This window comes from Aureimonas sp. OT7, assembly GCF_014844055.1.
In the GTDB taxonomy this organism is placed as follows: domain Bacteria; phylum Pseudomonadota; class Alphaproteobacteria; order Rhizobiales; family Rhizobiaceae; genus Aureimonas; species Aureimonas altamirensis_A.
On sequence record NZ_CP062167.1, the window covers coordinates 3,626,864 to 3,646,641 of the forward strand.

Annotated in this window: 21 protein-coding genes; 10 read left to right on the forward strand and 11 right to left on the reverse strand. The window is 66.3% G+C overall.

Annotated features, from left to right (window positions below; all coding sequences use genetic code 11):
• Positions 1-47: 47 nt before the first annotated feature.
• The gene (locus IGS74_RS17355) at positions 48-1,082 is read left to right on the forward strand and encodes a Fe(3+) ABC transporter substrate-binding protein (protein WP_206688261.1); all 1,035 of its coding nucleotides are present in this window, start codon (positions 48-50) and stop codon (positions 1,080-1,082) included.
• Between the two features lie 135 nt (positions 1,083-1,217).
• Positions 1,218-2,828: an iron ABC transporter permease gene (locus IGS74_RS17360; protein ID WP_246723170.1), complete on the forward strand. Its 1,611-nt coding sequence runs from the start codon at positions 1,218-1,220 to the stop codon at positions 2,826-2,828.
• On the opposite strand, the gene IGS74_RS17365 is transcribed toward IGS74_RS17360, so the two are convergent.
• Together IGS74_RS17365 and IGS74_RS17370 are read right to left on the reverse strand one after the other, a co-directional pair.
• Positions 2,825-4,084 (reverse strand): ATP-binding protein, encoded by a 1,260-nt coding sequence (locus IGS74_RS17365; protein ID WP_192387768.1) that lies wholly within the window; start codon positions 4,082-4,084, stop codon positions 2,825-2,827. The two genes, IGS74_RS17360 and IGS74_RS17365, sit on opposite strands and share 4 nt — an antisense overlap.
• Entirely contained in the window at positions 4,084-4,803 is a 720-nt protein-coding gene (locus IGS74_RS17370; RefSeq protein WP_039191492.1) for a response regulator transcription factor, read from the reverse strand. Before IGS74_RS17370 ends, IGS74_RS17365 begins: the two co-directional genes overlap by 1 nt.
• A gap of 216 nt (positions 4,804-5,019) precedes the next feature.
• Between IGS74_RS17370 and IGS74_RS17375 the strand changes: the two genes are divergently transcribed.
• Together IGS74_RS17375 and IGS74_RS17380 are read left to right on the forward strand one after the other, a co-directional pair.
• On the forward strand, positions 5,020-5,697 hold the full coding sequence (locus IGS74_RS17375) for a hypothetical protein (protein ID WP_192387770.1): 678 nt from the start codon (positions 5,020-5,022) through the stop codon (positions 5,695-5,697).
• A 98-nt stretch (positions 5,698-5,795) separates the two neighbouring features.
• Positions 5,796-6,536 carry an HAD family hydrolase gene (locus IGS74_RS17380; RefSeq protein ID WP_192387772.1) on the forward strand — a complete coding sequence of 247 codons (741 nt, stop codon included), beginning with the start codon at positions 5,796-5,798 and terminating at the stop codon, positions 6,534-6,536.
• Here IGS74_RS17380 and IGS74_RS17385 read toward each other — a convergent pair.
• Positions 6,506-6,910, reverse strand: coding sequence for a DoxX family protein (locus IGS74_RS17385; RefSeq protein ID WP_192387774.1), 405 nt, complete (start codon positions 6,908-6,910; stop codon positions 6,506-6,508). The two genes, IGS74_RS17380 and IGS74_RS17385, sit on opposite strands and share 31 nt — an antisense overlap.
• 105 nt (positions 6,911-7,015) lie before the next feature.
• Between IGS74_RS17385 and IGS74_RS17390 the strand changes: the two genes are divergently transcribed.
• The 3 genes from IGS74_RS17390 (at position 7,016) to IGS74_RS17400 (ending at position 9,259) form a co-directional block, all read left to right on the forward strand.
• Complete coding sequence (locus IGS74_RS17390) at positions 7,016-7,939, forward strand: LysR family transcriptional regulator (protein WP_192387776.1); 924 nt, start codon at positions 7,016-7,018, stop codon at positions 7,937-7,939.
• Between the two features lie 101 nt (positions 7,940-8,040).
• Positions 8,041-8,850, forward strand: a complete 810-nt coding sequence (locus tag IGS74_RS17395; protein ID WP_192387778.1) for a VOC family protein — start codon at positions 8,041-8,043, stop codon at positions 8,848-8,850.
• Between the two features lie 16 nt (positions 8,851-8,866).
• Positions 8,867-9,259, forward strand: coding sequence for a GFA family protein (locus IGS74_RS17400; protein WP_192387780.1), 393 nt, complete (start codon positions 8,867-8,869; stop codon positions 9,257-9,259).
• Here the strand turns inward: IGS74_RS17400 and IGS74_RS17405 are convergent, their stop codons facing one another.
• From IGS74_RS17405 to IGS74_RS17435, 7 genes are all read right to left on the reverse strand, one after another.
• On the reverse strand, positions 9,260-10,282 hold the full coding sequence (locus IGS74_RS17405; RefSeq protein ID WP_192387782.1) for a sulfate/molybdate ABC transporter ATP-binding protein: 1,023 nt from the start codon (positions 10,280-10,282) through the stop codon (positions 9,260-9,262).
• Positions 10,279-11,163: a sulfate ABC transporter permease subunit CysW gene (gene cysW / locus IGS74_RS17410; protein WP_192387784.1), complete on the reverse strand. Its 885-nt coding sequence runs from the start codon at positions 11,161-11,163 to the stop codon at positions 10,279-10,281. The genes IGS74_RS17405 and cysW overlap by 4 nt, the downstream gene beginning before the upstream one ends.
• A 1-nt stretch (position 11,164) precedes the next feature.
• Positions 11,165-11,986, reverse strand: a complete 822-nt coding sequence (gene cysT, locus IGS74_RS17415; protein WP_192387785.1) for a sulfate ABC transporter permease subunit CysT — start codon at positions 11,984-11,986, stop codon at positions 11,165-11,167.
• A gap of 75 nt (positions 11,987-12,061) precedes the next feature.
• The gene (locus tag IGS74_RS17420) at positions 12,062-13,063 is read right to left on the reverse strand and encodes a sulfate ABC transporter substrate-binding protein (protein ID WP_039191467.1); all 1,002 of its coding nucleotides are present in this window, start codon (positions 13,061-13,063) and stop codon (positions 12,062-12,064) included.
• A 149-nt stretch (positions 13,064-13,212) separates the two neighbouring features.
• Positions 13,213-14,211, reverse strand: a complete 999-nt coding sequence (locus tag IGS74_RS17425; RefSeq protein ID WP_192387787.1) for a metal ABC transporter substrate-binding protein — start codon at positions 14,209-14,211, stop codon at positions 13,213-13,215.
• Positions 14,212-14,220: 9 nt separating this feature from the next.
• Entirely contained in the window at positions 14,221-15,084 is an 864-nt protein-coding gene (locus tag IGS74_RS17430; RefSeq protein ID WP_192387789.1) for a metal ABC transporter permease, read from the reverse strand.
• Positions 15,081-15,827: an ABC transporter ATP-binding protein gene (locus IGS74_RS17435; RefSeq protein ID WP_039191457.1), complete on the reverse strand. Its 747-nt coding sequence runs from the start codon at positions 15,825-15,827 to the stop codon at positions 15,081-15,083. Before IGS74_RS17435 ends, IGS74_RS17430 begins: the two co-directional genes overlap by 4 nt.
• A gap of 69 nt (positions 15,828-15,896) precedes the next feature.
• Between IGS74_RS17435 and IGS74_RS20110 the strand changes: the two genes are divergently transcribed.
• Positions 15,897-16,565, forward strand: coding sequence for a hypothetical protein (locus IGS74_RS20110; protein ID WP_206688186.1), 669 nt, complete (start codon positions 15,897-15,899; stop codon positions 16,563-16,565).
• A gap of 10 nt (positions 16,566-16,575) precedes the next feature.
• On the opposite strand, the gene hisD is transcribed toward IGS74_RS20110, so the two are convergent.
• The gene (hisD, locus tag IGS74_RS17450; RefSeq protein ID WP_192387793.1) at positions 16,576-17,865 is read right to left on the reverse strand and encodes a histidinol dehydrogenase; all 1,290 of its coding nucleotides are present in this window, start codon (positions 17,863-17,865) and stop codon (positions 16,576-16,578) included.
• 181 nt (positions 17,866-18,046) lie between these two features.
• On the opposite strand from hisD, the gene IGS74_RS17455 reads away from it, so the two are divergent.
• Both IGS74_RS17455 and IGS74_RS17460 read left to right on the forward strand, forming a co-directional pair.
• Positions 18,047-18,595, forward strand: coding sequence for a cupin domain-containing protein (locus IGS74_RS17455; RefSeq protein ID WP_192387795.1), 549 nt, complete (start codon positions 18,047-18,049; stop codon positions 18,593-18,595).
• A gap of 131 nt (positions 18,596-18,726) precedes the next feature.
• Complete coding sequence (locus tag IGS74_RS17460) at positions 18,727-19,773, forward strand: ABC transporter substrate-binding protein (RefSeq protein WP_192387797.1); 1,047 nt, start codon at positions 18,727-18,729, stop codon at positions 19,771-19,773.
• The last annotated feature ends 5 nt before the right edge of the window (positions 19,774-19,778 follow it).

Here is a 19,778-nt window from a genome sequence, read left to right on the forward strand (position 1 = left end):
CAGTCATGTTGGGTTTCTAGCGGGCCATGAAGGTCATCGTAGGAGACATGGTCATGCGCGCGGTCAACTCAACTCTCGGCAGGGCACTCTTGTGCGGCGCCTGCCTTTCGGCGGGCGTCGGCTCGGCACTCGCAGCCGAGGTCAATCTCTACACCACCCGCGAGCCGGGACTGATCCAGCCGTTGATCGCAGCCTTCGAGGCAGAGACGGGCAACACGGTCAACACCATCTTCCTCAAGGACGGGCTTGCGGAACGCGTCGCCAGCGAGGGTGAAAGCTCGCCCGCAGACCTGCTGATGACGGTCGATTTCGGCAACCTTGTCGACCTCGTCGACAAGGGCCTGACACAGCCGGTCGAGTCGGAGACGCTGGAAAGCGCCATCCCGGAAAACCTGCGGGATGCGAACGGCAACTGGTTCGGCCTCTCGGCCAGAGCCCGTGTCCTCTATGCCGCCAAGGATCTCGACATCGACAGCTTCACCTATGAAGAACTGGCCGATCCCGAGTGGCGCGGCAAGGTGTGCATCCGCTCTGGACAGCACCCCTACAACACGGCGTTGTTCGCGGCCTATGATGCCCATCACGGCAGCGAGGCCACGCAAACCTGGCTGGAGGGCGTCAAGGCCAACCTCGCCCGCAAGGCTGGCGGCGGAGACCGGGACGTCGCCCGCGACATCATGGGCGGCATCTGCGACATCGGCATCGCCAATTCCTATTATGTCGGCCTGATGCGCAGCGGCGCCGGAGGGCCCGAACAGGAAGAGTGGGCCAAGGCCATCAAGGTCATCCTGCCCACCTTCGAGGGCGGCGGCACGCAGGTGAACATCTCGGGCGCGGCCATCGCCGCGCATGCGCCGAACAAGGATGTCGCCGTCGACTTCCTGGAATTCCTCGTCTCGGAAGAGGCCCAGGAAATCTACGCCCGCGCCAACTACGAATACCCGGTGCGCGCCGGTGTCGAGGTCGATCCGATCATCGCCGAATTCGGCACGCTTGAAATCGACCCGACGCCGCTGGCCACCATCGCCACGCGCCGCGCCGATGCGACCGGCCTTGCGGAAAAGGTCGGCTTCGACGATTAAGCGGGCTCGAACCTGCACCGCCGCCGGATGGTCCCGGCGGCGGTGCGTATCCGCGCACTGGAAGCGAGCATGACGACGCCGACATCTCCGGCACGGGCCATATCCGGCGCCCGCCCATGGCGTCGTGGCCGCGCCATGTGGATCGCCGCCGCGGGCATCGTCGCCGCGATGGCGACGATGCCGATCTTGGCCCTGACCGTGCTGGCGCTGGGCGGCTCGCTCGACGTCTGGCCGCATCTCCTGTCCAATGTCCTGCCGCGCGCAACGTGGAACACGCTGCTGCTGCTTGGCGGTGTCGGCGCCCTTACCGGCATCGTCGGCTGCGGCACCGCATGGCTGGTGACGGCCTACGACTTCCCGCTGCGGCGCCAGATGGAATGGGCCCTGCTTCTGCCGCTGGCGGTGCCGACCTACATCGTCGCCTATGCCTATCTGGATCTCCTGCATCCCGTCGGGGCCGTCCAATCCACCATCCGGCTGATCCTCGGCTATGACAGCCCGCGGGATTTCCGGCTGCCGGACGTGCGCTCGATGGCAGGCTGCATCCTGATCGTTTCCTCGGTCCTCTACCCTTACGTCTACATCACCACCCGCGCGATGTTCATGACGCAGGCCGCCAACCTGATCGACGTATCGCGGACACTCGGCTGCAGCTACCGCGCCGCCTTTTTCCGGGTGGCGCTGCCGCAGGCGCGGCCCGCCATCGCCGTCGGCATCAGCCTTGCCTTGATGGAAACGCTCAACGACATCGGTGCCTCCGAGTTTCTGGGTATCCGCACGCTGACCGTCTCGATCTATTCGCAATGGGTCAACCGGACGGACCTTGCCGGCGCCGCGCAGATCGCGCTTGCCCTCCTGCTGCTCGTGGTCCTTGTCGTGGCGGCGGAGCGCTGGGCACGCCGGCATCAGGCTTATGCCGCCTCGGCCCAGCGCCCCCGCCGGCTGGAGCCGAAGCGCCTGCCCGGAGCGGCGGGCTTCCTTGCCCTGCTCGCCACGCTCGTCCCGGTGTCCTTCGGCTTCCTGTTTCCGGCGTCCTATCTGGCGGATGCCGCCACCCGGCGCATCGCCTTCAGCGGCGTATCGCCGGCCATCCTGAACGAAGTGATCAATACGGTGTCCATCGCCACGGCCGGGACTCTGGCGGCGCTTGCCTTCGGCCTCGTCATCGCCTTCGCCGCGCGTCTTGCGCCAGGGGGCGTGTCGCGCCTGTTCACGCGCGCCGCCCTGGTGGGCTATGCCATACCGGGCACGGTGCTCGCCATCGGTGTCCTCTATCCCGTCACGCTGGCGGACCGCTGGATGGACGGGCTCTGGCGGAGCTATTTCGGAACCGGTCTCGGCCTCGTCCTTCTGGGCTCCGGCAGCGCGCTGGTGCTGGCCTACACGCTGCGCTTCCTGGCCATATCCACCGGCGGCATAGAAGCCGGCCTGTCACGCATTCCATCGTCGCTGGACGGCGCGGCGCGCACGCTGGGTGCGACACCGCTCAGACTGCTCGCCACCATCCACATCCCCTTGTCGCGCGCCGCCATCGCGGCGGCGGCCATCCTGATCTTCGTCGACTGCATGAAGGAGTTGCCGGCAACGTTGCTGCTGCGGCCGCTGAATTTCGAGACGCTGGCGACGCATCTGTATGGCGAGGCCGCGCGCGGAACCTACGAGGATGCGTCCGTCGCCGCCCTGCTCATCGTCCTGGTTGGCATGGTCCCTGTCGCCGTCCTTTCACGGATCGGTCGCGAGCGTTAGCCGGATCGGGCTGCCGGCAGCGATACCACCTGTTCGAGCCCACCGGACGGCCGGTTGGCGATCGTCAGGGTGCCGCCTTCCTGCTCGATGATCTCCCGCGCTATGGCAAGCCCGAGGCCGGCTCCGGGCGCCGACTTGCGGCGCGCCGGATCGACGCGGAAGAACGGCTCGAAGACCCTGTCGAGTAACTCCGCCGGTATGCCGGGGCCCTCGTCGCCGATGACCACGCGCAGGCGCGGCCCGTCGGCCTGCAACGATACGGTTCCGCCGCCGCCATGGATGCAGGCATTCTCGATCAGGTTGCGCAGGGCGCGCTTGATCGCCAGTGGCCGCGCGTGCACCACCGCCTCCGTCGCAATGCCGCGCCGTGTGACGGTCAGGCCGATCTCGTCCAGTTCGTCCACGATCTCGCCGGTCAACGCGGCAAGGTCGACATGCTCCCGCCCTTCCGGGCCCGCTACCTCCTCGCGAACCAGGCGGATGGCGCTGTCGGCGATCCTGTCGAGCTCCGAAAGGTCGCGCAGCCACACCTCACGGTCCTCGTCGGGCAGGAACTCGGCGCGCAGACGCATGCGCGTCATCGGCGTGCGCAGGTCGTGGCCGGCCGCGGCCACCAGCCGCATCCGGCTCTCCATGGCATTGCGCAGCCGGGTGGACAGGCGGTTCAGGGCGGCGGCGGTTTCACGCACCTCGGCCGGGCCGCGCTCCTCGACATGCGGAAGCAGCCCATCCGGGCCGATCGCGCCGACCGCCTCGTCAAGCATGCGCAGCGGGCGGGTCATCATGGTTGCCGCGATCAGGGCGATGGCCAGCGCGCCCAGGACGACCAGCCCGAGGTAGAATACCAGCGGCGCGCGCGCCGATGGCGGCGGTGCCGGGTAGGTCAGGTAGGCCCACTGCCCCGGCTCGTATTCGAGCGCAAGCCGGCGCGCGCCATCGGCATCCTGCAGAACCAGCACCTGCATCGGGTTGCCCTGGAGGGCCAATATCCTTTGCACGCCATGCGCCTCGCGGGCCAGTTCGCCATCGTTTTCGCCGCCGGGTGGCGGGCCGGTGCGTATGCCATGGCGCGCCGCGGCGGACGGATCCTGCCGCAGCACGCTTGCCACGATCCGCACCTCTTCCGCAAAGGCGGCGGCAAAGCTGTGGCGGTCGGGGCGCTCCAGCACGCGCCAGCTGACCAGTGCCGCAAGCACGACGACGCCGACAATGGAAACCACCAGAAGGAGAGCCAGCCGGGAGCGGATCGAACCCATCAGGACACTCTCTCCACCTGTGTCGAAAACTGGTAGCCGCCATTGCGGACGGTCTTGAACAGGCGGAACACGCCGCCATCCCCGAACTTGCGGCGCAGGCGGCTCATCGTCACGTCGATGGTGCGGTCGAACGGGTCGGTGAAGCTGCGCCCGTGCAGGAGATCCAGAAGCGTATCGCGCGACAGGACACGGCCCGGCCGATCCAGGAAGATGACCAGCAGGTCGAATTCGGCACCCGTCAGGTCGAGGTCCTGGCCGGCCTCGTCCGTTACGCGCCGCGCCGTCTTGTCTGCGGTGAAGCCCGAAAAGCGATAGACGCCGGTTTCCGGCTCCTCGGAACCGCGCTCGGCGCCGCGCCGCATGACCGCGCGTATGCGCGCCGCCAGCTCGCGCGGGTTGAAAGGCTTGCCGAGATAATCGTCGGCCCCGAGTTCCAGCCCGACGATCCGGTCGACATCCTCCTTCAGCGCGGTCAGGAGGATGATGGCCAGATCCGGCCGACGGTCCTTCAATTCCCGGCACAGGTCCAGCCCGGAGCCATCGGGCAGCATCACGTCGAGAACGACGAGATCGATACCCCCGGCCGCCACCTTCTGTTCCGCTTCCGCGCGGTTGGCGGCCAGATCGGTACTGAATCCTTGTCCTTCCAGGTAGCGACTCAAAAGATTGCGGATATCCGCATCGTCGTCGACCACCAGCACGCGGGTTCGACCGTCCATCTCCGCTTCCTTCGCTTGCCGTCCAGTGTCTTCATTTAGGCGGCGTCGCACCGCATTTCCTGCGGAAATTTGTTGCGAAACCTTGCAGCGCACCCCGCTCCCCGGTCCCGACCGAGCCAGGGCGACACTTTGCAACATATCGAAACACGCCGGGCGCGGTCCGGCCGCGAAGCGAGCCTATATGGTCGTTCATCGCAAGCCAAAGGAGCGAAACGGATGAAGACTTCGTCGAAACTACTGGCCGGCCTGTTGGCCACCGGCATCGCGCTTCCGGCACTGGCGCAGACGGCGCAGCCGGCACCCCCGCCTCCGCCGCCGGCGGCTGCAGGACAGGATGCCAAGGGCCCGCCGCACGGCCCCGGCGGACCGGGCGGCCCAGGCCGGATGATGCGGGGCGAAAGGCCGGACCGCCCGTCGATGCTGTGGGATGTCGCCTCGCGGCTGACCGCGGCCGAAACGGCGCTGGGAATAACAGCCGAGCAGCAGGATAGCTGGAACGCCTTCACCCGCGCGGCGATCGGTTTCGTGGAAGCCGGGCGCCCGGCGCGCGGCGGCCCGGATGTGGCCGCGCAGGACGATGAAGACGAGGCCGGCCCGGCATCGGACGACGCCGCCGCGACCGAGACGGACGATGCCGACGAGGCGGCCCCGACGCTACCCGACAGCCGCCCCTTCGCGCGGGTGGACAGAATGCTGGAACGCAGCATTGCCCGTGGGCAGGCGGCCGAAACGCTGCGTACCGCGATGGCGCAGCTGGCCGGCGAGTTGACACCGGAGCAGACCGCGACGGCCGAGCGCCTGCTGCGTGAGCTGCCGCGCCCCGGCCGCCATGGCAAGGGCCCGCATCACCACCGCCCGCACGGGCCGGGTCAGGAGCGCGGCGACCGTCGATAGAACGTAAGAGCCAGCACGAGGCCGGGGCGCGACGCTCCGGCCTTGACGCTGCCCGGCCCGCCTGCAATGCCGGTCCTGCACATCGGAAGGGACCGGGCATGGCGGAACTGCGGGGCATACTCTTCGACAAGGATGGCACGCTGCTGGATTTCGACGCCACATGGGCGCCGGCGACGATGCAGGTCCTGAATGCGCTGGCGGATGGACGCCGGGACATCGCCGACCGCATGGCCATGGCCTGCGGCCTCGACATCGCACGCATGACATTCCGGCCGGGCTCTCCCATCATCGCAGGCGATACGGCGGACTATGCCCCCGTCTGGGCCGAACTTGTCAGCGTGCCCTTCGACAAGGCCTTCGAGACGCGGGTCAACGATCTGTACCGCGCCGCCAGCCTGTCGACCTTGCGCGGCTATGACGACGTCGCCAGGGGCATCGACCATCTCATCGCCCAGGGCTATCGCATCGGCCTGGCCACCAACGACGCCGAAGCCACGGCACGTGCGCATCTGTCCGCGCTCGGCGTCTTGGACCGGTTCGACTATGTCGCCGGGTACGATTCCGGCCATGGGGCCAAGCCCGGTCCCGGCATGGTCGAGGCTTTCGCCAGGGAGACCGGGCTTCACCCGGCAGCCGTCGCCCTGATCGGCGACTCCCCCCACGACATGGACGCCGCCAGGGCCGCCGGCGCGCACCCTGTCGGCATCGCGCGGACGCCGGCGGCGCAGGATGCGCTCGCCAGCCATGCTGAAGTGATCGTGACCGATCTGGCCGGCCTGATCGAATGGCTCGACAGCAAGGCCGCGCCTCAGGCCCGGACGGACGGGCGTAGCGCGTAGGCACCATCGCCAAGCAGCGACAGCGCGACCAGGCCGGCGATCCACAGTCCGAGAAACTCCCAGCCGCCGCCTTCATTGGTGAAGAAGAACCCGGCCGGCCCGTGCACGGTCACGATGGCACCGAGCAGAATGGGGATGAGGGCAACGGCAACGATCCGGGCCTTGAAACCAAGGATCAATGCGACGCCGCCGAGCACCTCCGCCAGGATCACGATATAGGCGAGAAAGCCCGGAAGGCCGAGGCTTGCAAAGAACTGCGCCGTCCCCGCCGGCGTGAAGACGAAGATCTTCAGCCCGGCATGGGCCAGGAACAGGAGCCCCAGGACGAGGCGAAGAAGGAGCACCGCGTAAGGTGCGGTTCTGGTGTCGATCATGATGTTCACTTCCAACGGTTCATGGTTTTCGAAGCGCATATTGCCTCTATCGAAAAATTGGAGAAGACTGTCGTTCAGGATATAAGCTCACACCCGGGGGAATAGATGCCCGATCAACTGCGCTCCATGGAGGTGTTCGCCCGGGTCGTCAGCGCCGGAAGCTTCTCTGCAGCCGGACGGGCGATGGATATGTCGCAGACCATGGTGACCAAGCACGTCGCTGCACTGGAGCGCCGCCTCGGCGTGCAGCTTCTGCGACGCACGACGCAGCGCGTGACGCCGACGGAGGCGGGACGGCGTTTTGCCGAATCCGCGGAGCGTATCCTGGAGGAAATCCGCGAAGCGGAAGCCCTCGCCGCGGCCGAGACGGTCGAGCCGCAGGGCACGTTGCGGATCAGCGCGCCCTTGTCCTTCGGCCTGCGCGAATTCTCACGGGTCGTGCCGGCCTATCTGTCGCGCCACGACAAGGTGCGCCTCGACGTCGACTTCAACGACCGGCTCGTCGATATCCTGTCGGATGGGTTCGACATGGCGATCCGCATCGGACGGCTGAAGGATTCCAGCCTGACGGCCAGGCGCCTGGCCCCCTGCAACGTCCTCGTCTGCGCCGCACCGTCCTATATCGAGCGACACGGTGCCCCCCGGTCGGTCGCGCAACTGGCCGACCACAACTGCCTTGGCTATACGCTTTCCACCCTGACCCGCGCGGGGCTGTGGACCTTCGGCGACGATGGCGACGTGCCGGTCAAGGTAACGGGAAATCTCACCGCCAGCAGTGGCGACGCCCTCGTGCTGGCGGCCGTCGCGGGCCTCGGCATCGTCTACGAGCCAAGTTTCATCGTGGGAGACGCGGTGCGGCAGGGCCAGCTCGTCCCGATCGCCCTTGATCATCCGCCGGTTCGCCTCGGCGGGGTCCATGCCGTATGGCCCGCCACACGGCATCCTTCCGCCAAGATGCGCGCCATGATCGACCATCTGGCCTCGGCCTGGAGCGGGACGCCGCCATGGGACCGCGATTTGCCGGTTTAATGCATGAGGGTGTGAGTGTTGATGCATTCCAAGGCAATTGCTCACACGGCAGGGAATAGACATCTTCACGGTAACGCAATTGCCAACCAAGGATCGCCGACATGGACATCGTAACGCATCCCTCCCTCGCCCCGCTCAGCATCGGTCGCGTCGCGCTGGCCGTCCGCGACCCGGAGACGGTCGGCGCCTTCTATCGCGATGTCGTTGGCCTCGTGCCACTGGGTCGGGGTGCGGAAGGCGCCGTGTACGGCACGCCGGAGACCCCACTTCTCGAACTCGTCCACAGGCCGGATGCCCAGCCGGACGACCCGCGTGAAGCCGGGTTGTTTCATACGGCCTTCCTGCTGCCGGACCGCGAGTCCCTGGCCGAATGGGCCGCTGAAATCGGCGTCCGCCGACAGGTGCCGCTGGAAGGCGCATCCGACCACATCGTCAGCGAGGCGTTCTATCTGTCCGATCCGGAAGGCAACGGCGTGGAGATCTATGCCGACAGGCCGTCCTCGGGCTGGACCTGGCGCGACGGCGCGGTGCAAATGGCGACGAAGCCCCTCGACACCAACAGCCTGTTCGGCGAGATCGACCTCTCGGAGCCAGATTGGGACGGCGCCCCGGAAGGCACCACCGTCGGGCATATCCATCTGAGGGTCGGCGACCTCAAGGAAAGCGACGGCTTCTATCTGGGCGAGGCCGGGTTCGAGCTGGCCACGACCTATCCGGGTGCGCATTTCCTGTCGACCGGGCATTATCACCACCATATCGGCACCAATGTCTGGCGCAGCGCCGGGTCGGGCCGACGGGGCAATCGGACGGGGTTGCTGTGGATCGAGGTGCTGGACCGCCGCGCCAACGCCAAGGCAGGCGTCTTGACGGATCCGTGGGGCACCGAGCTACGATACTCCCCGGTGTCGTGACGAAAGGGAGCCTGCCATGCAGGAGGTCGAAGGCGGATGCCTGTGCGGAGCTGTCCGCCTGAAGGCGGTCGGCATGCCGTATCGCGTCGGCATCTGCCATTGCCTGGATTGCCGCAAGCATCATGGCGCGCTGTTCCATGCGTCGGCGATCTTCCCGCAGGAGGCGGTGGCCGTTTCCGGCGAGACGCAGGACTACGCAGGGCGCAATTTCTGCCCGCGTTGCGGCTCGTCCGTCTTCGGCAGGTCGGGCGACGAGGTGGAAGTCAACCTGGGTACGCTGGACGAAATCGACCGCTTCGTCCCGACCTACGAACTCTGGACGGTGCGCCGGGAGGGCTGGCTTCCGGCCTTCCCCCTGGCACGGCATCACCGGCGCGACCGGCCGGAAGCAAGCCGGACGGAAGGCTGATCAGTCCACGAAGACGCGGCCGTCCCGAATGGCGATCGATCCACGGTCGCCCGAATTGACGGCGACATCGGACCGGACGTCGAACTCCAGCATCTCGCCGCCATCGGTGGCCGCAACCAGACGGCGGCTGTCGGGGCGGTCCAGCACCTGCCGGACCGTCACCGGCAGGCCTTTGCCGGCGGGGACGTAATCCACATCGCGCGGCCGCACGAAGAGGCCGGCCTTGCCGTCGCCCACCCCGGGCGCCGGAATGGCGATGTCACCCAGCCGGGCAACCCCGTCCCGCACATCGACGGACAGCCGGTTCGAATCTCCCAGAAACTGCATCACGAAGGCATTGGCCGGTGCGCGCGTCACCTCGCGCGGGGTGCCCCGCTGCACGATGCGCCCTTCGTTCAGGATCACGACTTCGTCGGCAAGGTCGAGCGCCTCTTCCTGATCATGCGTGACGAACAGCGTCGTGATGCCGAGTTCGCCGTGGATTTCCCGCAGCCAGCGCCTCAGGTCGCGCCGGACGGCAGCGTCGAGCGCGCCGAAGGGCTCGTCCAGCAGTAGGACGCGCGGGTCCACCGCCAGCGCCCGGGCCAGCGCCACCCGCTGGCGCTGCCCGCCGGAGATCTGGTTGGGAAACCGGTCTTCCAGCCCGTCCAGCCGCACCAGGCCGAGAAGCTCGCTGACGCGCGCGCCGATCTCGGCCTTGGTGCGCTTGCGCCCCTTGCCGCCCTGCATGCCGAAGGCGACATTTTCGGCCACCGTCATGTGCGGAAACAGCGCGTAGTGCTGGAACACGAAACCCACCCCGCGATCCTGGATCGGGATGCCCGTCGCATCCTCGTCGCCGAACAGGATACGGCCGGAATCCGGATATTCGAGCCCCGCGACCATGCGCAGGATGGTCGTCTTGCCCGAGCCGGAAGGGCCAAGCAGCGCCACCAGCCGGCCACTTTCGATGTCCAGCGATACGCCGTGCACCGCGCGAAAGGTGCGAAAGGTCTTGACGACCGTGTCGAGGCTGATCTTCATCGCGCAAATCCTCCGGGCGGGGCAATGGGCGTCTGGGCGGTAGCGGGGCGCTTGCGTCGCCCGGCGCCGCGCGCTTCCAGCGCAACCTTCACCGCCAGCGTCACCAGCGCCAGGACTGTCAGGATCGACGCCGCGGCGAAGGCCCCGACCGTGTTGTAGTCGTGGTACAGAAGTTCGATGTGCAGGGGCAGCGTGTTGGTCTGGCCCCTGATATTTCCGGAAACTACCGAGACCGCCCCGAACTCGCCCATCACGCGGGCATTGCACAGGACGATGCCGTACAGCAGCGCCCAGCGGATGTTGGGCAGCGTGACGCGCAGGAACGTGCGCAGACCGCCGGCGCCCAGCGATACGGCCGCTTCCTCAAGGTCGCGGCCCTGCGCCTGCATCAGCGGGATCAGTTCCCGCGCCACGAAGGGCGCAGTCACGAACATGGAGGCCAGCACGATGCCCGGCAGCGCAAACAGAATCTGCAGGTTGGCATCCATCAGATAGCTGCCGAACATTCCCTGCAGGCCGTAGACGAAGAGGTAGGAGATGCCGGCGACGATGGGCGATATCGAAAAGGGAATCTCGATCAGCACGATCAGCGCACGGCGTCCGGGAAAGTCGAACTTCGTGACCGCCCAGGCGGCGGCGACACCGAATGCAGTGTTCAGCGGAACGGCGATCAGGGCGGTCGCCACCGTCAGGCCGATGGCGTGCAGCGTGTCCGCCTGGCGGATCGTTTCGGCGAAGTAGGCGAACCCTTGCGAAAAGGCCGCCGCGAAGATCATGCCCAGCGGCGCGACGATCAGCACCAGTGCAACCACCAGGACGAAGCCGATCAGGCCGAGACGGAACAGGCGGCCCTCGCCTATGCGAGCCTTGTGCATCTCCATGTCAGCCCCTTTCCGTATAGCGCAACGCCCGGGCCTGCAGGACGTTCGTAACTGCAAGCATCACGAAGGCGGCGAACAGCATGACGGAGGCGATGGCCGCGGTGGCCGGGTAGTCGTATTCCTCCAGCCGGATGAAGGCCAGCAGCGCCGTGATCTCGCTGTAGAAGGGTTGATTGCCGGCGATGAAGATGATGGCGCCGAACTCGCCGAGCGAGCGCGCGAACGACAAGGAGGTGCCGGCCAGCAGTGCCGGAGCCAGAAGCGGCAGGATCACCTTGCGGAAGACGCGCCCCTCGCCGGCGCCCAGCGACAGGGCCGCCTCCTCGAGCGCCGGGTCCAGATCCTCCAGCACCGGCTGCACCGTCCGCACCACGAAGGGCACGCTGGTAAAGGTCATGGCGACGATGATCCCGAGCGGCGTGTAGACCACGTTGATGCCAAGATCGGCCAGGGCGCCGCCCAGCCAGCCATTGGCCGCGAAAAGCGTCGTCAGTGCGATGCCCGCCACCGCCGTCGGCAAGGCGAAGGGCAGGTCGACGATGGCATCGAGCAGCCGCCGCCCCGGAAAGCGATAGCGTGTCAGCACCCAGGCAAGCGCCAGACCGAAGACGACGTTGAAAGCCGTCGCCGCCAGCGCCGTCAGGATCGTCACCTGGTAGCTGGCGACAGCGCGCGGCGCCGATATGATCCGCCAATAGGCTTCCGGTCCAAGGCTGGCGGCCTTGAAGACGAGCGCACCGAGCGGCAGGCACACGATGACCGTGATGTAGAACAGGGTGAAGCCGAGGCTCAGCCCGAACCCCGGCAGGACACGACGCGACACGTTTCGGGCGCCCCCTCGACTTTGGCGCAAACAGGAGTAGGCCGGCGCTGCCGCCGGCCTTCGGATGCACCCCTCTTAGCGGCTGCCGTAGAGCTGGTCGAGCGTCCCGCCCGAAGCGAAATGCTCTTCCTGCACCGTGTCCCAGCCACCGAAGACATCGTCCACCGTCAGGAGGCGGACCTGCGGAAACTCGCCGGCGTACTTTTCCGCCACCCCTTCGTCATGCACCCGGTTGCCGTTTTCGGCCAGTATCTCCTGGCCTGCGGGGGTGTAGAGGAAATCGAGATAGGCCTTGGCAAGCTCCACCGTCCCGCGCCGCTCCGCGACGCGGTCGACCACCGCGACCGGAAATTCGGCCAGGAGGCTTACCGAAGGAACCACCGTATCGAATTTGTCGGTGCCGAATTCGCGTTCGATCCCGCGCGTTTCCGCTTCGAAGGTGATGAGCACGTCGCCGATCTGGCGCTCGACGAATGTGGTTGTGGCGGCACGCCCCCCGGTATCGAATACGGGCACGTTGTCGAACAGCTTGGATATGAAGGCGCTTACCTTCTCCTGATCGCCGCCGAAGGCTTCGAGCGCATAGGCCGTCGCCGCCAGATAGGTGTAGCGGGCATTGCCGGAGGTCTTCGGGTTGGGGAAGATCACCTGGACGTCGTCACGGACGAGATCGCCCCAATCCTTGATGTTCTTCGGGTTGCCCTCGCGGACAAGGAAGGCCGGCAGGGAATAGTAGGGTGACGCCTGGTTGGGGAATTCCTGCTGCCAGTCGGCGCTGACGAAGCCATTGCCGGCCAGGATATCCACGTCCGTCACCTGGTTGAAGGTGACGACATCGGCTTCCAACCCCTCAAGGATGGAACGGGCCTGCCGCGACGATCCGCCATGCGACTGATCGATGGTCACGTCTCGACCGGTCTTTTCCTTGTAATCGGCGATGAAGGCCGGGTTGATCGCAGCGAACAATTCCCGGGAGATATCGTAGGACGCGTTCAGAAGCTTGCTCGCCTCCTGCGCCTGAGCGCCTCCGGCTGTGGAAAGCGCAATCGCAAGGCTGAGCAGAAGGGTTTTCTTCATCGGGCGTCTCTCGGCATTTTGAGTCTGGAACGAAGACCCTTTATCCCCCGTCGCGCGCCGCGCGACGAGGTCGAAGCCGGTTGCATCGGGCGGTCGGGCGGAACCAATCTTCCGCCCCTGTGCCCATCCGTGGAAAATTCTTCGGCCGCTCAGCCGAGCTTCAACGCATCCAGGATCTTGCGCGTGTTGTTGCGGAACATGTCGAGATAGGTCGGCGCCGGCCCGGACGCATCCGAAAGCGCATCGGAATACAGCGTTCCACCGACATGGGCGTCCGTCTCGCGCGCGATCTGCTCGATCAGCCGGCTGTTGGTGATGCTTTCGACGAAGACACCCGTGATATTCTCGGCCTTGATCTGCGATATGATCGCGGCGACATCGGCGGCCGAAGCCTCGGACTCGGTGGAGACGCCCTCCGGCGCAATGAACTCCACCCCATAGGCACGCGCGAAATAGCCGAATGCGTCATGCGACGTGACCACCTTCCGGCGTTCCTGCGGGATCGTTGCAAGCTCCGCCTTCACTTCGGCGTCCAGTGCCTGCATCTGCGCGATGTAGGCAGCCGCCCGCTGGCGATAACCATCGGCATTGGCCGGATCGGCCTCAGCCAGGCTATCGGCGATGTTGCGCGCATAGACCACACCATTCGACAGATCCTGCCAGGCATGCGGATCTATCGGCCCGTGGTCGTGCCCTTCGTGGCCATGCTCATGCTCGTGCTCATGCCCGTGCTCGTGCGCGGCCTCGTGGTCATGGTCGTGCCCGGCTTCATGGTCGTGCGCTTCGTGCTCCTCGTGCTCCGGGCTCTTCAGCTCCGTCACGCCCGTCGATGCCACGACCGTCCTGCCTTTATAGCCGGACGCCTCGACGAGGCGCGGCATCCAGCCCTCGAAGCCGAGGCCGTTCATGACGACCAGGTCGGCATCGGCGATCTTGCGCGTATCGGCCGGCGACGGCTGGAACACATGCGCGTCGCCATCCGGGCCGACGAGCGGCTGAACCTCGACGGTGTCGCCACCGATCTCACGCGTCATGTCGGCCAGGATGGAGAAGCTGGCAACGACCTTGACGGGCTCGGCCGCCGCCATGCCGGGCGCCGAAAGAAGCGCGATCGTCGAGACGACGCCGATGGAAAGAGACTTCAACATGCGAACCCCTCAATGGTGGATATGGCGGAACTGGATGGACCGGGCCAGCACGCTGTCGAAGCGCCCGGCAAGGACGGAGACCGCGTAGACGGCCGAGGCCGACAGGATGATCGCCGGAGATGCCGGCGCGCCGTAGTGGTAGGAAACCAGCAGGCCACACACCGAAGACGCGAATCCGACGAGAATGGAGACAAGCATCTGGCCGGGCACGGTTTCCGCCCAGAAACGGCTTGCGGCAGCCGGAAGCATCATGATGCCGACGACCATCAAGGTGCCGAGCGCCTGGAAGCCGCCGACGAGATTCAGCACGACGAGGCTCATGAACAGCATATGTGCCAACCCTCCCGCTCCGCCGACGGAGCGCAGGAAGCCGGGGTCGAGGCACTCGGCCACGATGGCGCGATAGAAGACGGCCAGGAGCACGAGCGTCAGCGTCGCGATGCAGGCAGTCAGCAGGATCGCCGCGTCGTCCAGCCCGAGCACCGTGCCGAACAGCACGTTGAGCAGGTCGATATTGGAGCCGTAGAGCGAGACGATCAGAACGCCGAGGCCCAGCGATGCCAGGTAGAATGCGGCAAAGCTGGCGTCTTCGCGCAGGGCCGTGAACCGCGAGACGACGCCCGCCAGAAGCGCCACGGCAAGGCCCGAGACGAGGCCCCCGACCGTCATGGCGACCAGTGAAAAGCCCGCAACCATGAAACCGATGGCGGCGCCGGGCAGGATCGCGTGGCTCATCGCATCCCCGACGAGGCTCATGCGGCGAAGCACCAGAAGAACGCCAAGCGGGCAAGCCCCCAGCGACAGGGCGAGACAGCCGGTCAGCGCCCGCAGCATGAAGGCATAGTCGACGAATGGAGACAGCAGCGCGCTCATGCCGCCGACCTCGAATAGGGATCCTCGATCCAGTTTTCGCTCAAGGTCCGCGCCTCGCGGAGCTTTTCCGGCGTCAGCACCCGCGCCGTCGCACCCCAGTCCACGACCTCGCGGGCGATCAGCAACGTATCCGGGAAGTGCTCGCGCACCAGTTCCAGGTCGTGCAGGACCGCGATTATGGTTCTTCCCTCCCCGTGCCAGCGCCGCACGACTGCCAGCAGGTCGAGGGTGGTGCGCATGTCGATGGCAGTGAACGGCTCGTCCAGCAGCAGAACGCGCGCGTCCTGCACCAGCATCCGCGCAAACAGCGCGCGCTGCAGTTGCCCGCCGGACAGGGTATGGATGGCGCGGCGTTCGAAGCCGCGCAGGCCGACGGCGGCGATCGCCTCGTCCACCCGGCCGAGATCGGCCGGTGCGACGGCGCGGAACCAGCCGGATTTGCGCGCGGCGCCCAGGGAGACGAGATCCGCGACATCCATGGGGAAACTGCGGTCCAGGTCACCGGCCTGCGGCAGGTAGGCGACGTCGTGACGCTTCAGGCCGTTCAGGCGGATGCTGCCCGTGGACGGGTCTATCAAACCCATGATGCCCTTGAGCAAGGTGGACTTGCCGGCACCGTTGGGCCCGATGATCGCTGTCAGCGATCCCTCCGTGAAGGCCCCCGTCGCATGATGCACGGCCGGCTGCCGACGATAGGCGAGCGTCAGATCCTCGAGCGCGATGACGGGCGCACCGGCACTCATCGCACCATCACCAGAAGGACGGCTGCCCACAGCAGCAGAAGCGGCGCCGCAACGATGCCGAGGCGTTGAATGGCCGACATCTGCATGACGGAGCGCGGTCTGCGGACCGTATCGGTCGATTGGGTCTTGCTGTTCGTGAGCATCGGGCCGCCGGGGTGTTCCAGTTGGCGGCTTGTTATAACATTACAGGAAACCCGGCAAGGGCTGGGCGCGAAGGACAGTGTTAACCATTCCGGCAGATTTGCGGCAAAAATCGACTTTCGGCTGACGCAGCCCGCAACCCAACGTCAATTGAATCGTTTAAACGTGCTTCCAGGGGTCAAGGTGGTGCACGACGTCATGAGCATATTGCGAAACAGATACGGCCAGATCGGCCTTCTCGCGGCAGTCGGAATCGCGGTGACGCAACTTCCTGTCGACGAGGTCCAGGCCTGGGCAATGCCACACAGCCAGACATTCGTCTTCGACGCCATCGCCAAAGAGGCGCAGGGCCTCCAGCGCGAGGTCCTGCCCGGCGTGCGTCTGACGGATATCAGGCAGGAAGGCGACACGGTCGTCTACGCCTTCGCCGCGGACGGGCCGGTGGACGCACGCGCAGAGAAGTCGGCAATGGCCGGGCAACGCTGCGCCACCTGGAAGCCCGCCCTGCTGCGCGGAGACCTGGCGGCCGTCGAACATCGCTACGAGGGCGACGGCCAGGTCCAGACCTTCTATATCCGCCGGGCCGACTGCCGATAGCCCCAGGGGCTCAGTCGAGCCCCAGCCTCAGCGCGGCGGCACGCCGATGGCCTTCGAGACCTTCGCGGGCGCTCTGGCGCACGGCATGCGGCGCAACGGCCGCGACGCCTGCGTCTTCGAGCCACTGATGCGTCGCGACCTTGAGATAGGACCCGACCCACAGGCCGCCGGTATAGCGCCCCGCCCCCATGGTCGGCAGCGTATGGTTGGTCCCGCAGCATTTATCCGAATAGACGACGCTCGCCTTCGTGCCGATGAAGAGGGAGCCATAGTTGGACAGGCGCTTGGCGAATGCTGCCGCGTCGCGCGTGTGGACCTGCAGATGCTCCGCGGCGATCCGATCGGAATAGGCCACCATCGCATCCTCGTCGGGTACGACGGCGATCTCACCATAGGTCCGCCACGCCGCGCCGGCCACCGCCGCCGTCGACAGGCTTGCCAGTTGCGCCTCGACTTCGGCCGACACCGCGCGGCCGAGGGCTTCCGACGTGGTGATCAGGCCGACGCGCGTCCGGATGTCGTGCTCGGCCTGGGCCAGGAGGTCCGTGGCGATCATCGCGGCATCGCCGGTCTCGTCAGCCAGGATATAGATTTCGCTCGGACCGGCCAACTGGTCGATGCCGACCCGACCGAACACCTGCCGCTTCGCTTCGTTGACATAGGCGTTGCCGGGTCCGACGATCTTGTCGACAGCCGGTACGCTGTCGGTGCCGTAGGCCATGGCCGCGATGGCCTGTGCGCCGCCGATCCGGAAGATGCGCGTCGCGCCCGAGAGATGGCAGCCGGCGATCATGGCAGGATGGGCATTGGGCGGCAGGCACGCGACGATCTCGGAACAGCCGGCGACGACCGCTGGAACGATCGTCATCACCGGGGCGGACAACAGCGGATAGCGCCCTCCGGGCACATAGGCGCCGACGCGGCGGATCGGGATGATCCGATGGCCGAGATGCAGCCCCGGCAGCGTCTCGATCTCCAGCGGCAGCATGGTCTGCCGCTGCGCCTCGGCGAAATGGCGCACCTGCTCGATGGCGAACTGCATGTCCTCGAGCGCTTCCGGCTCCAGGGCGGTGACCGCCTCCTGCTTCTGCGCGTCGGAAACCTCGAATCGCTCCGGCGCCGTCCCGTCGAAAGTCTGGCTGTAGTGGCGCACAGCGTCGTCACCGTCGCGGGCCACGCGGCCCAGGATGTCGCGGACCGTGGATTCGATCTCCGTCCCGTCGATTTCGGCGCTGGCCGAGGGAGCCTTGACATGGAACAGGCCGGGCGCGGCAGTCTGGGACGGCGTCGAAAGGGTCATCGGGCATTCCTGCGGATGTGAGTGAGGAGATCTTTGCGCCGAAAGCTCTCATTCGGCGCGGCCCCTGCCAATCCGCCCATTCAAGGGTGTTGAAAATACCAACCACTCGTAGGATGGTGGTGACCGGAAATTGTGCGGTGCGTTGATAGCCCGCCCGGACGGGATCACACGGGAGCATCGGATGCCTGCGATCGGACAGGGCCTGAGGGAGTTGCGCAGGCGGCGGCAACTATCGACCCGGCAGTTGGCCGTCCGTTCGGGAATCTCCCACTCCACCATTTCGCTCATCGAACGCGACAGGCTGAGCCCTTCGGTGGACACGCTGGGCGCCATACTGGAGGCCATGGGCTCCACCATGAGCGGCTTCTTTTCGCAGCTCGCATCCAGCGCACCCTACTCTCCCTTCTACCGCGCCGAAGACCTGCCGGAAGCCGGCCGGCCATCCAGCATCTCCTATCGCATCGTCGGAATCGACCACCCCAATCGAACGCTTCTGATGCTCCACGAAACCTACGCGGCGGGGGCCGACACGGGGGAAGCGATATCGCACGCGGCGCAGGAGGCCGGCATCGTGGTGGAAGGTGCCGTCGAGGTGACCGTCGGCGCGGAAGCGCGCGTGCTGGAAGCCGGCGACGCCTATTATTTCGACAGCCAGATCCCGCACCGCTTCCGCAACCTTTCAGCGCAGTCGGCGCGCATCGTCAGTGCCATCACGCCGCCCACTTACTGAGCCTTCGACGACCGTTCCAGTGCAGCCGCGAAGGCCCTGGCGGACAGAATATTCAACAGCCGCTTTTCCCTGCTGCGGACCATGGCGTGTTGTGTTTGACTTTCGCCGGACTTCCAGAGGAGACGATTTCAATGAAGAAACTCATTTCGACGACGGTGGGCCTGGTGGCGTTGGGCTTCGCCCTGTCCGCCGGCACCGCCTCGGCCCGCGATCTGACGGTGGTGTCCTGGGGCGGGAACTACCAGGACGCGCAGCGTGAAATCTACTTCAAGCCTTTCGCCGAAAAGACGGGCAAGCCCGTGCTGGAAGAGTCCTGGGATGGCGGTTACGGCGTCATCGCCGCCAAGATGGAAACCGTTCCCGCCAACTGGGACGTGGTCCAGGTGGAAGCCGAGGAACTCGCCCTCGGCTGTGCCGACGGCCTCTACGAACAGGTGGACTGGTCGGCCCTGGGCGGCGAGGACAAGTTCATCCCCTCCGCGGTCAACGAATGCGGCGTCGGCGCCATCGTCTGGACGACCGGCCTCAGCTATGACGGCGACAAGCTGAAGGAAGCGCCCCAGAGCTGGGCCGACTTCTGGGACACGGAAAAGTTTCCGGGCAAGCGCGGCTTCCGCCGCGGCCCGAAATACGCGCTGGAATTCGCACTCATGGCCGACGGCGTGAAGCCGGAGGAAGTCTATGAGGTTCTCGGCACCGACGAGGGCATCGACAGGGCCTTCGCCAAGCTCGATGCCCTGAAGTCCGATATCGTCTGGTGGGAAGCCGGCGCCCAGCCGATCCAGCTCCTGGCCTCGGGCGAGGTCGTCATGACGACCGCCTACAACGGCCGCCTGTCGGGGATCAACAAGACCGAGAACCGGAACCTGAAGATCGTCTGGCCCGGCAGCATCTATGCCGTGGACAGCTGGGTCGTGCTCAAGGATTCGCCCAACAAGGATGCCGCCTTCGAGTTCATCGCCTTTGCAAGCGAGCCGGAGAACCAGGCCAAGCTGCCGAACTACATCGCCTATGGCTTGCCCAACATCGAGGCCGGCAAGCTGGTGCCGGCGGCGGAAGCCGCGCAGCTCCCCACCTTTCCGGAAAACATGGAGGGCGCCATCTCGCTCGATACCGATTTCTGGATCGACCATATCGAGGAACTGAGCGCGCGCTTCAACGCATGGCTTGCCCAGTAAGGCTG

What these genes read in the sequence shown, in the direction of transcription:
- hisD (WP_192387793.1), bottom strand. Translation starts at nt 17,865, where the DNA reads ATGACCCTTTCGACGCCGTCCCAGACTGCCGCGCCCGGCCTGTTCCAT.
- IGS74_RS17460 (WP_192387797.1), top strand. Translation starts at nt 18,727, where the DNA reads ATGAAGAAACTCATTTCGACGACGGTGGGCCTGGTGGCGTTGGGCTTC.
- IGS74_RS17385 (WP_192387774.1), bottom strand. Translation starts at nt 6,910, where the DNA reads ATGATCGACACCAGAACCGCACCTTACGCGGTGCTCCTTCTTCGCCTC.
- IGS74_RS17370 (WP_039191492.1), bottom strand. Translation starts at nt 4,803, where the DNA reads ATGGACGGTCGAACCCGCGTGCTGGTGGTCGACGACGATGCGGATATC.
- IGS74_RS17420 (WP_039191467.1), bottom strand. Translation starts at nt 13,063, where the DNA reads ATGAAGAAAACCCTTCTGCTCAGCCTTGCGATTGCGCTTTCCACAGCC.
- IGS74_RS17395 (WP_192387778.1), top strand. Translation starts at nt 8,041, where the DNA reads ATGGACATCGTAACGCATCCCTCCCTCGCCCCGCTCAGCATCGGTCGC.
- cysW (WP_192387784.1), bottom strand. Translation starts at nt 11,163, where the DNA reads ATGGAGATGCACAAGGCTCGCATAGGCGAGGGCCGCCTGTTCCGTCTC.
- IGS74_RS17365 (WP_192387768.1), bottom strand. Translation starts at nt 4,084, where the DNA reads ATGGGTTCGATCCGCTCCCGGCTGGCTCTCCTTCTGGTGGTTTCCATT.
- IGS74_RS17455 (WP_192387795.1), top strand. Translation starts at nt 18,047, where the DNA reads ATGCCTGCGATCGGACAGGGCCTGAGGGAGTTGCGCAGGCGGCGGCAA.
- IGS74_RS17435 (WP_039191457.1), bottom strand. Translation starts at nt 15,827, where the DNA reads ATGAGTGCCGGTGCGCCCGTCATCGCGCTCGAGGATCTGACGCTCGCC.
- IGS74_RS20110 (WP_206688186.1), top strand. Translation starts at nt 15,897, where the DNA reads ATGGCCGACATCTGCATGACGGAGCGCGGTCTGCGGACCGTATCGGTC.
- IGS74_RS17405 (WP_192387782.1), bottom strand. Translation starts at nt 10,282, where the DNA reads ATGAAGATCAGCCTCGACACGGTCGTCAAGACCTTTCGCACCTTTCGC.
- IGS74_RS17430 (WP_192387789.1), bottom strand. Translation starts at nt 15,084, where the DNA reads ATGAGCGCGCTGCTGTCTCCATTCGTCGACTATGCCTTCATGCTGCGG.
- IGS74_RS17355 (WP_206688261.1), top strand. Translation starts at nt 48, where the DNA reads ATGGTCATGCGCGCGGTCAACTCAACTCTCGGCAGGGCACTCTTGTGC.
- IGS74_RS17380 (WP_192387772.1), top strand. Translation starts at nt 5,796, where the DNA reads ATGGCGGAACTGCGGGGCATACTCTTCGACAAGGATGGCACGCTGCTG.
- IGS74_RS17375 (WP_192387770.1), top strand. Translation starts at nt 5,020, where the DNA reads ATGAAGACTTCGTCGAAACTACTGGCCGGCCTGTTGGCCACCGGCATC.
- IGS74_RS17425 (WP_192387787.1), bottom strand. Translation starts at nt 14,211, where the DNA reads ATGTTGAAGTCTCTTTCCATCGGCGTCGTCTCGACGATCGCGCTTCTT.
- IGS74_RS17360 (WP_246723170.1), top strand. Translation starts at nt 1,218, where the DNA reads ATGTGGATCGCCGCCGCGGGCATCGTCGCCGCGATGGCGACGATGCCG.
- IGS74_RS17400 (WP_192387780.1), top strand. Translation starts at nt 8,867, where the DNA reads ATGCAGGAGGTCGAAGGCGGATGCCTGTGCGGAGCTGTCCGCCTGAAG.
- IGS74_RS17390 (WP_192387776.1), top strand. Translation starts at nt 7,016, where the DNA reads ATGCCCGATCAACTGCGCTCCATGGAGGTGTTCGCCCGGGTCGTCAGC.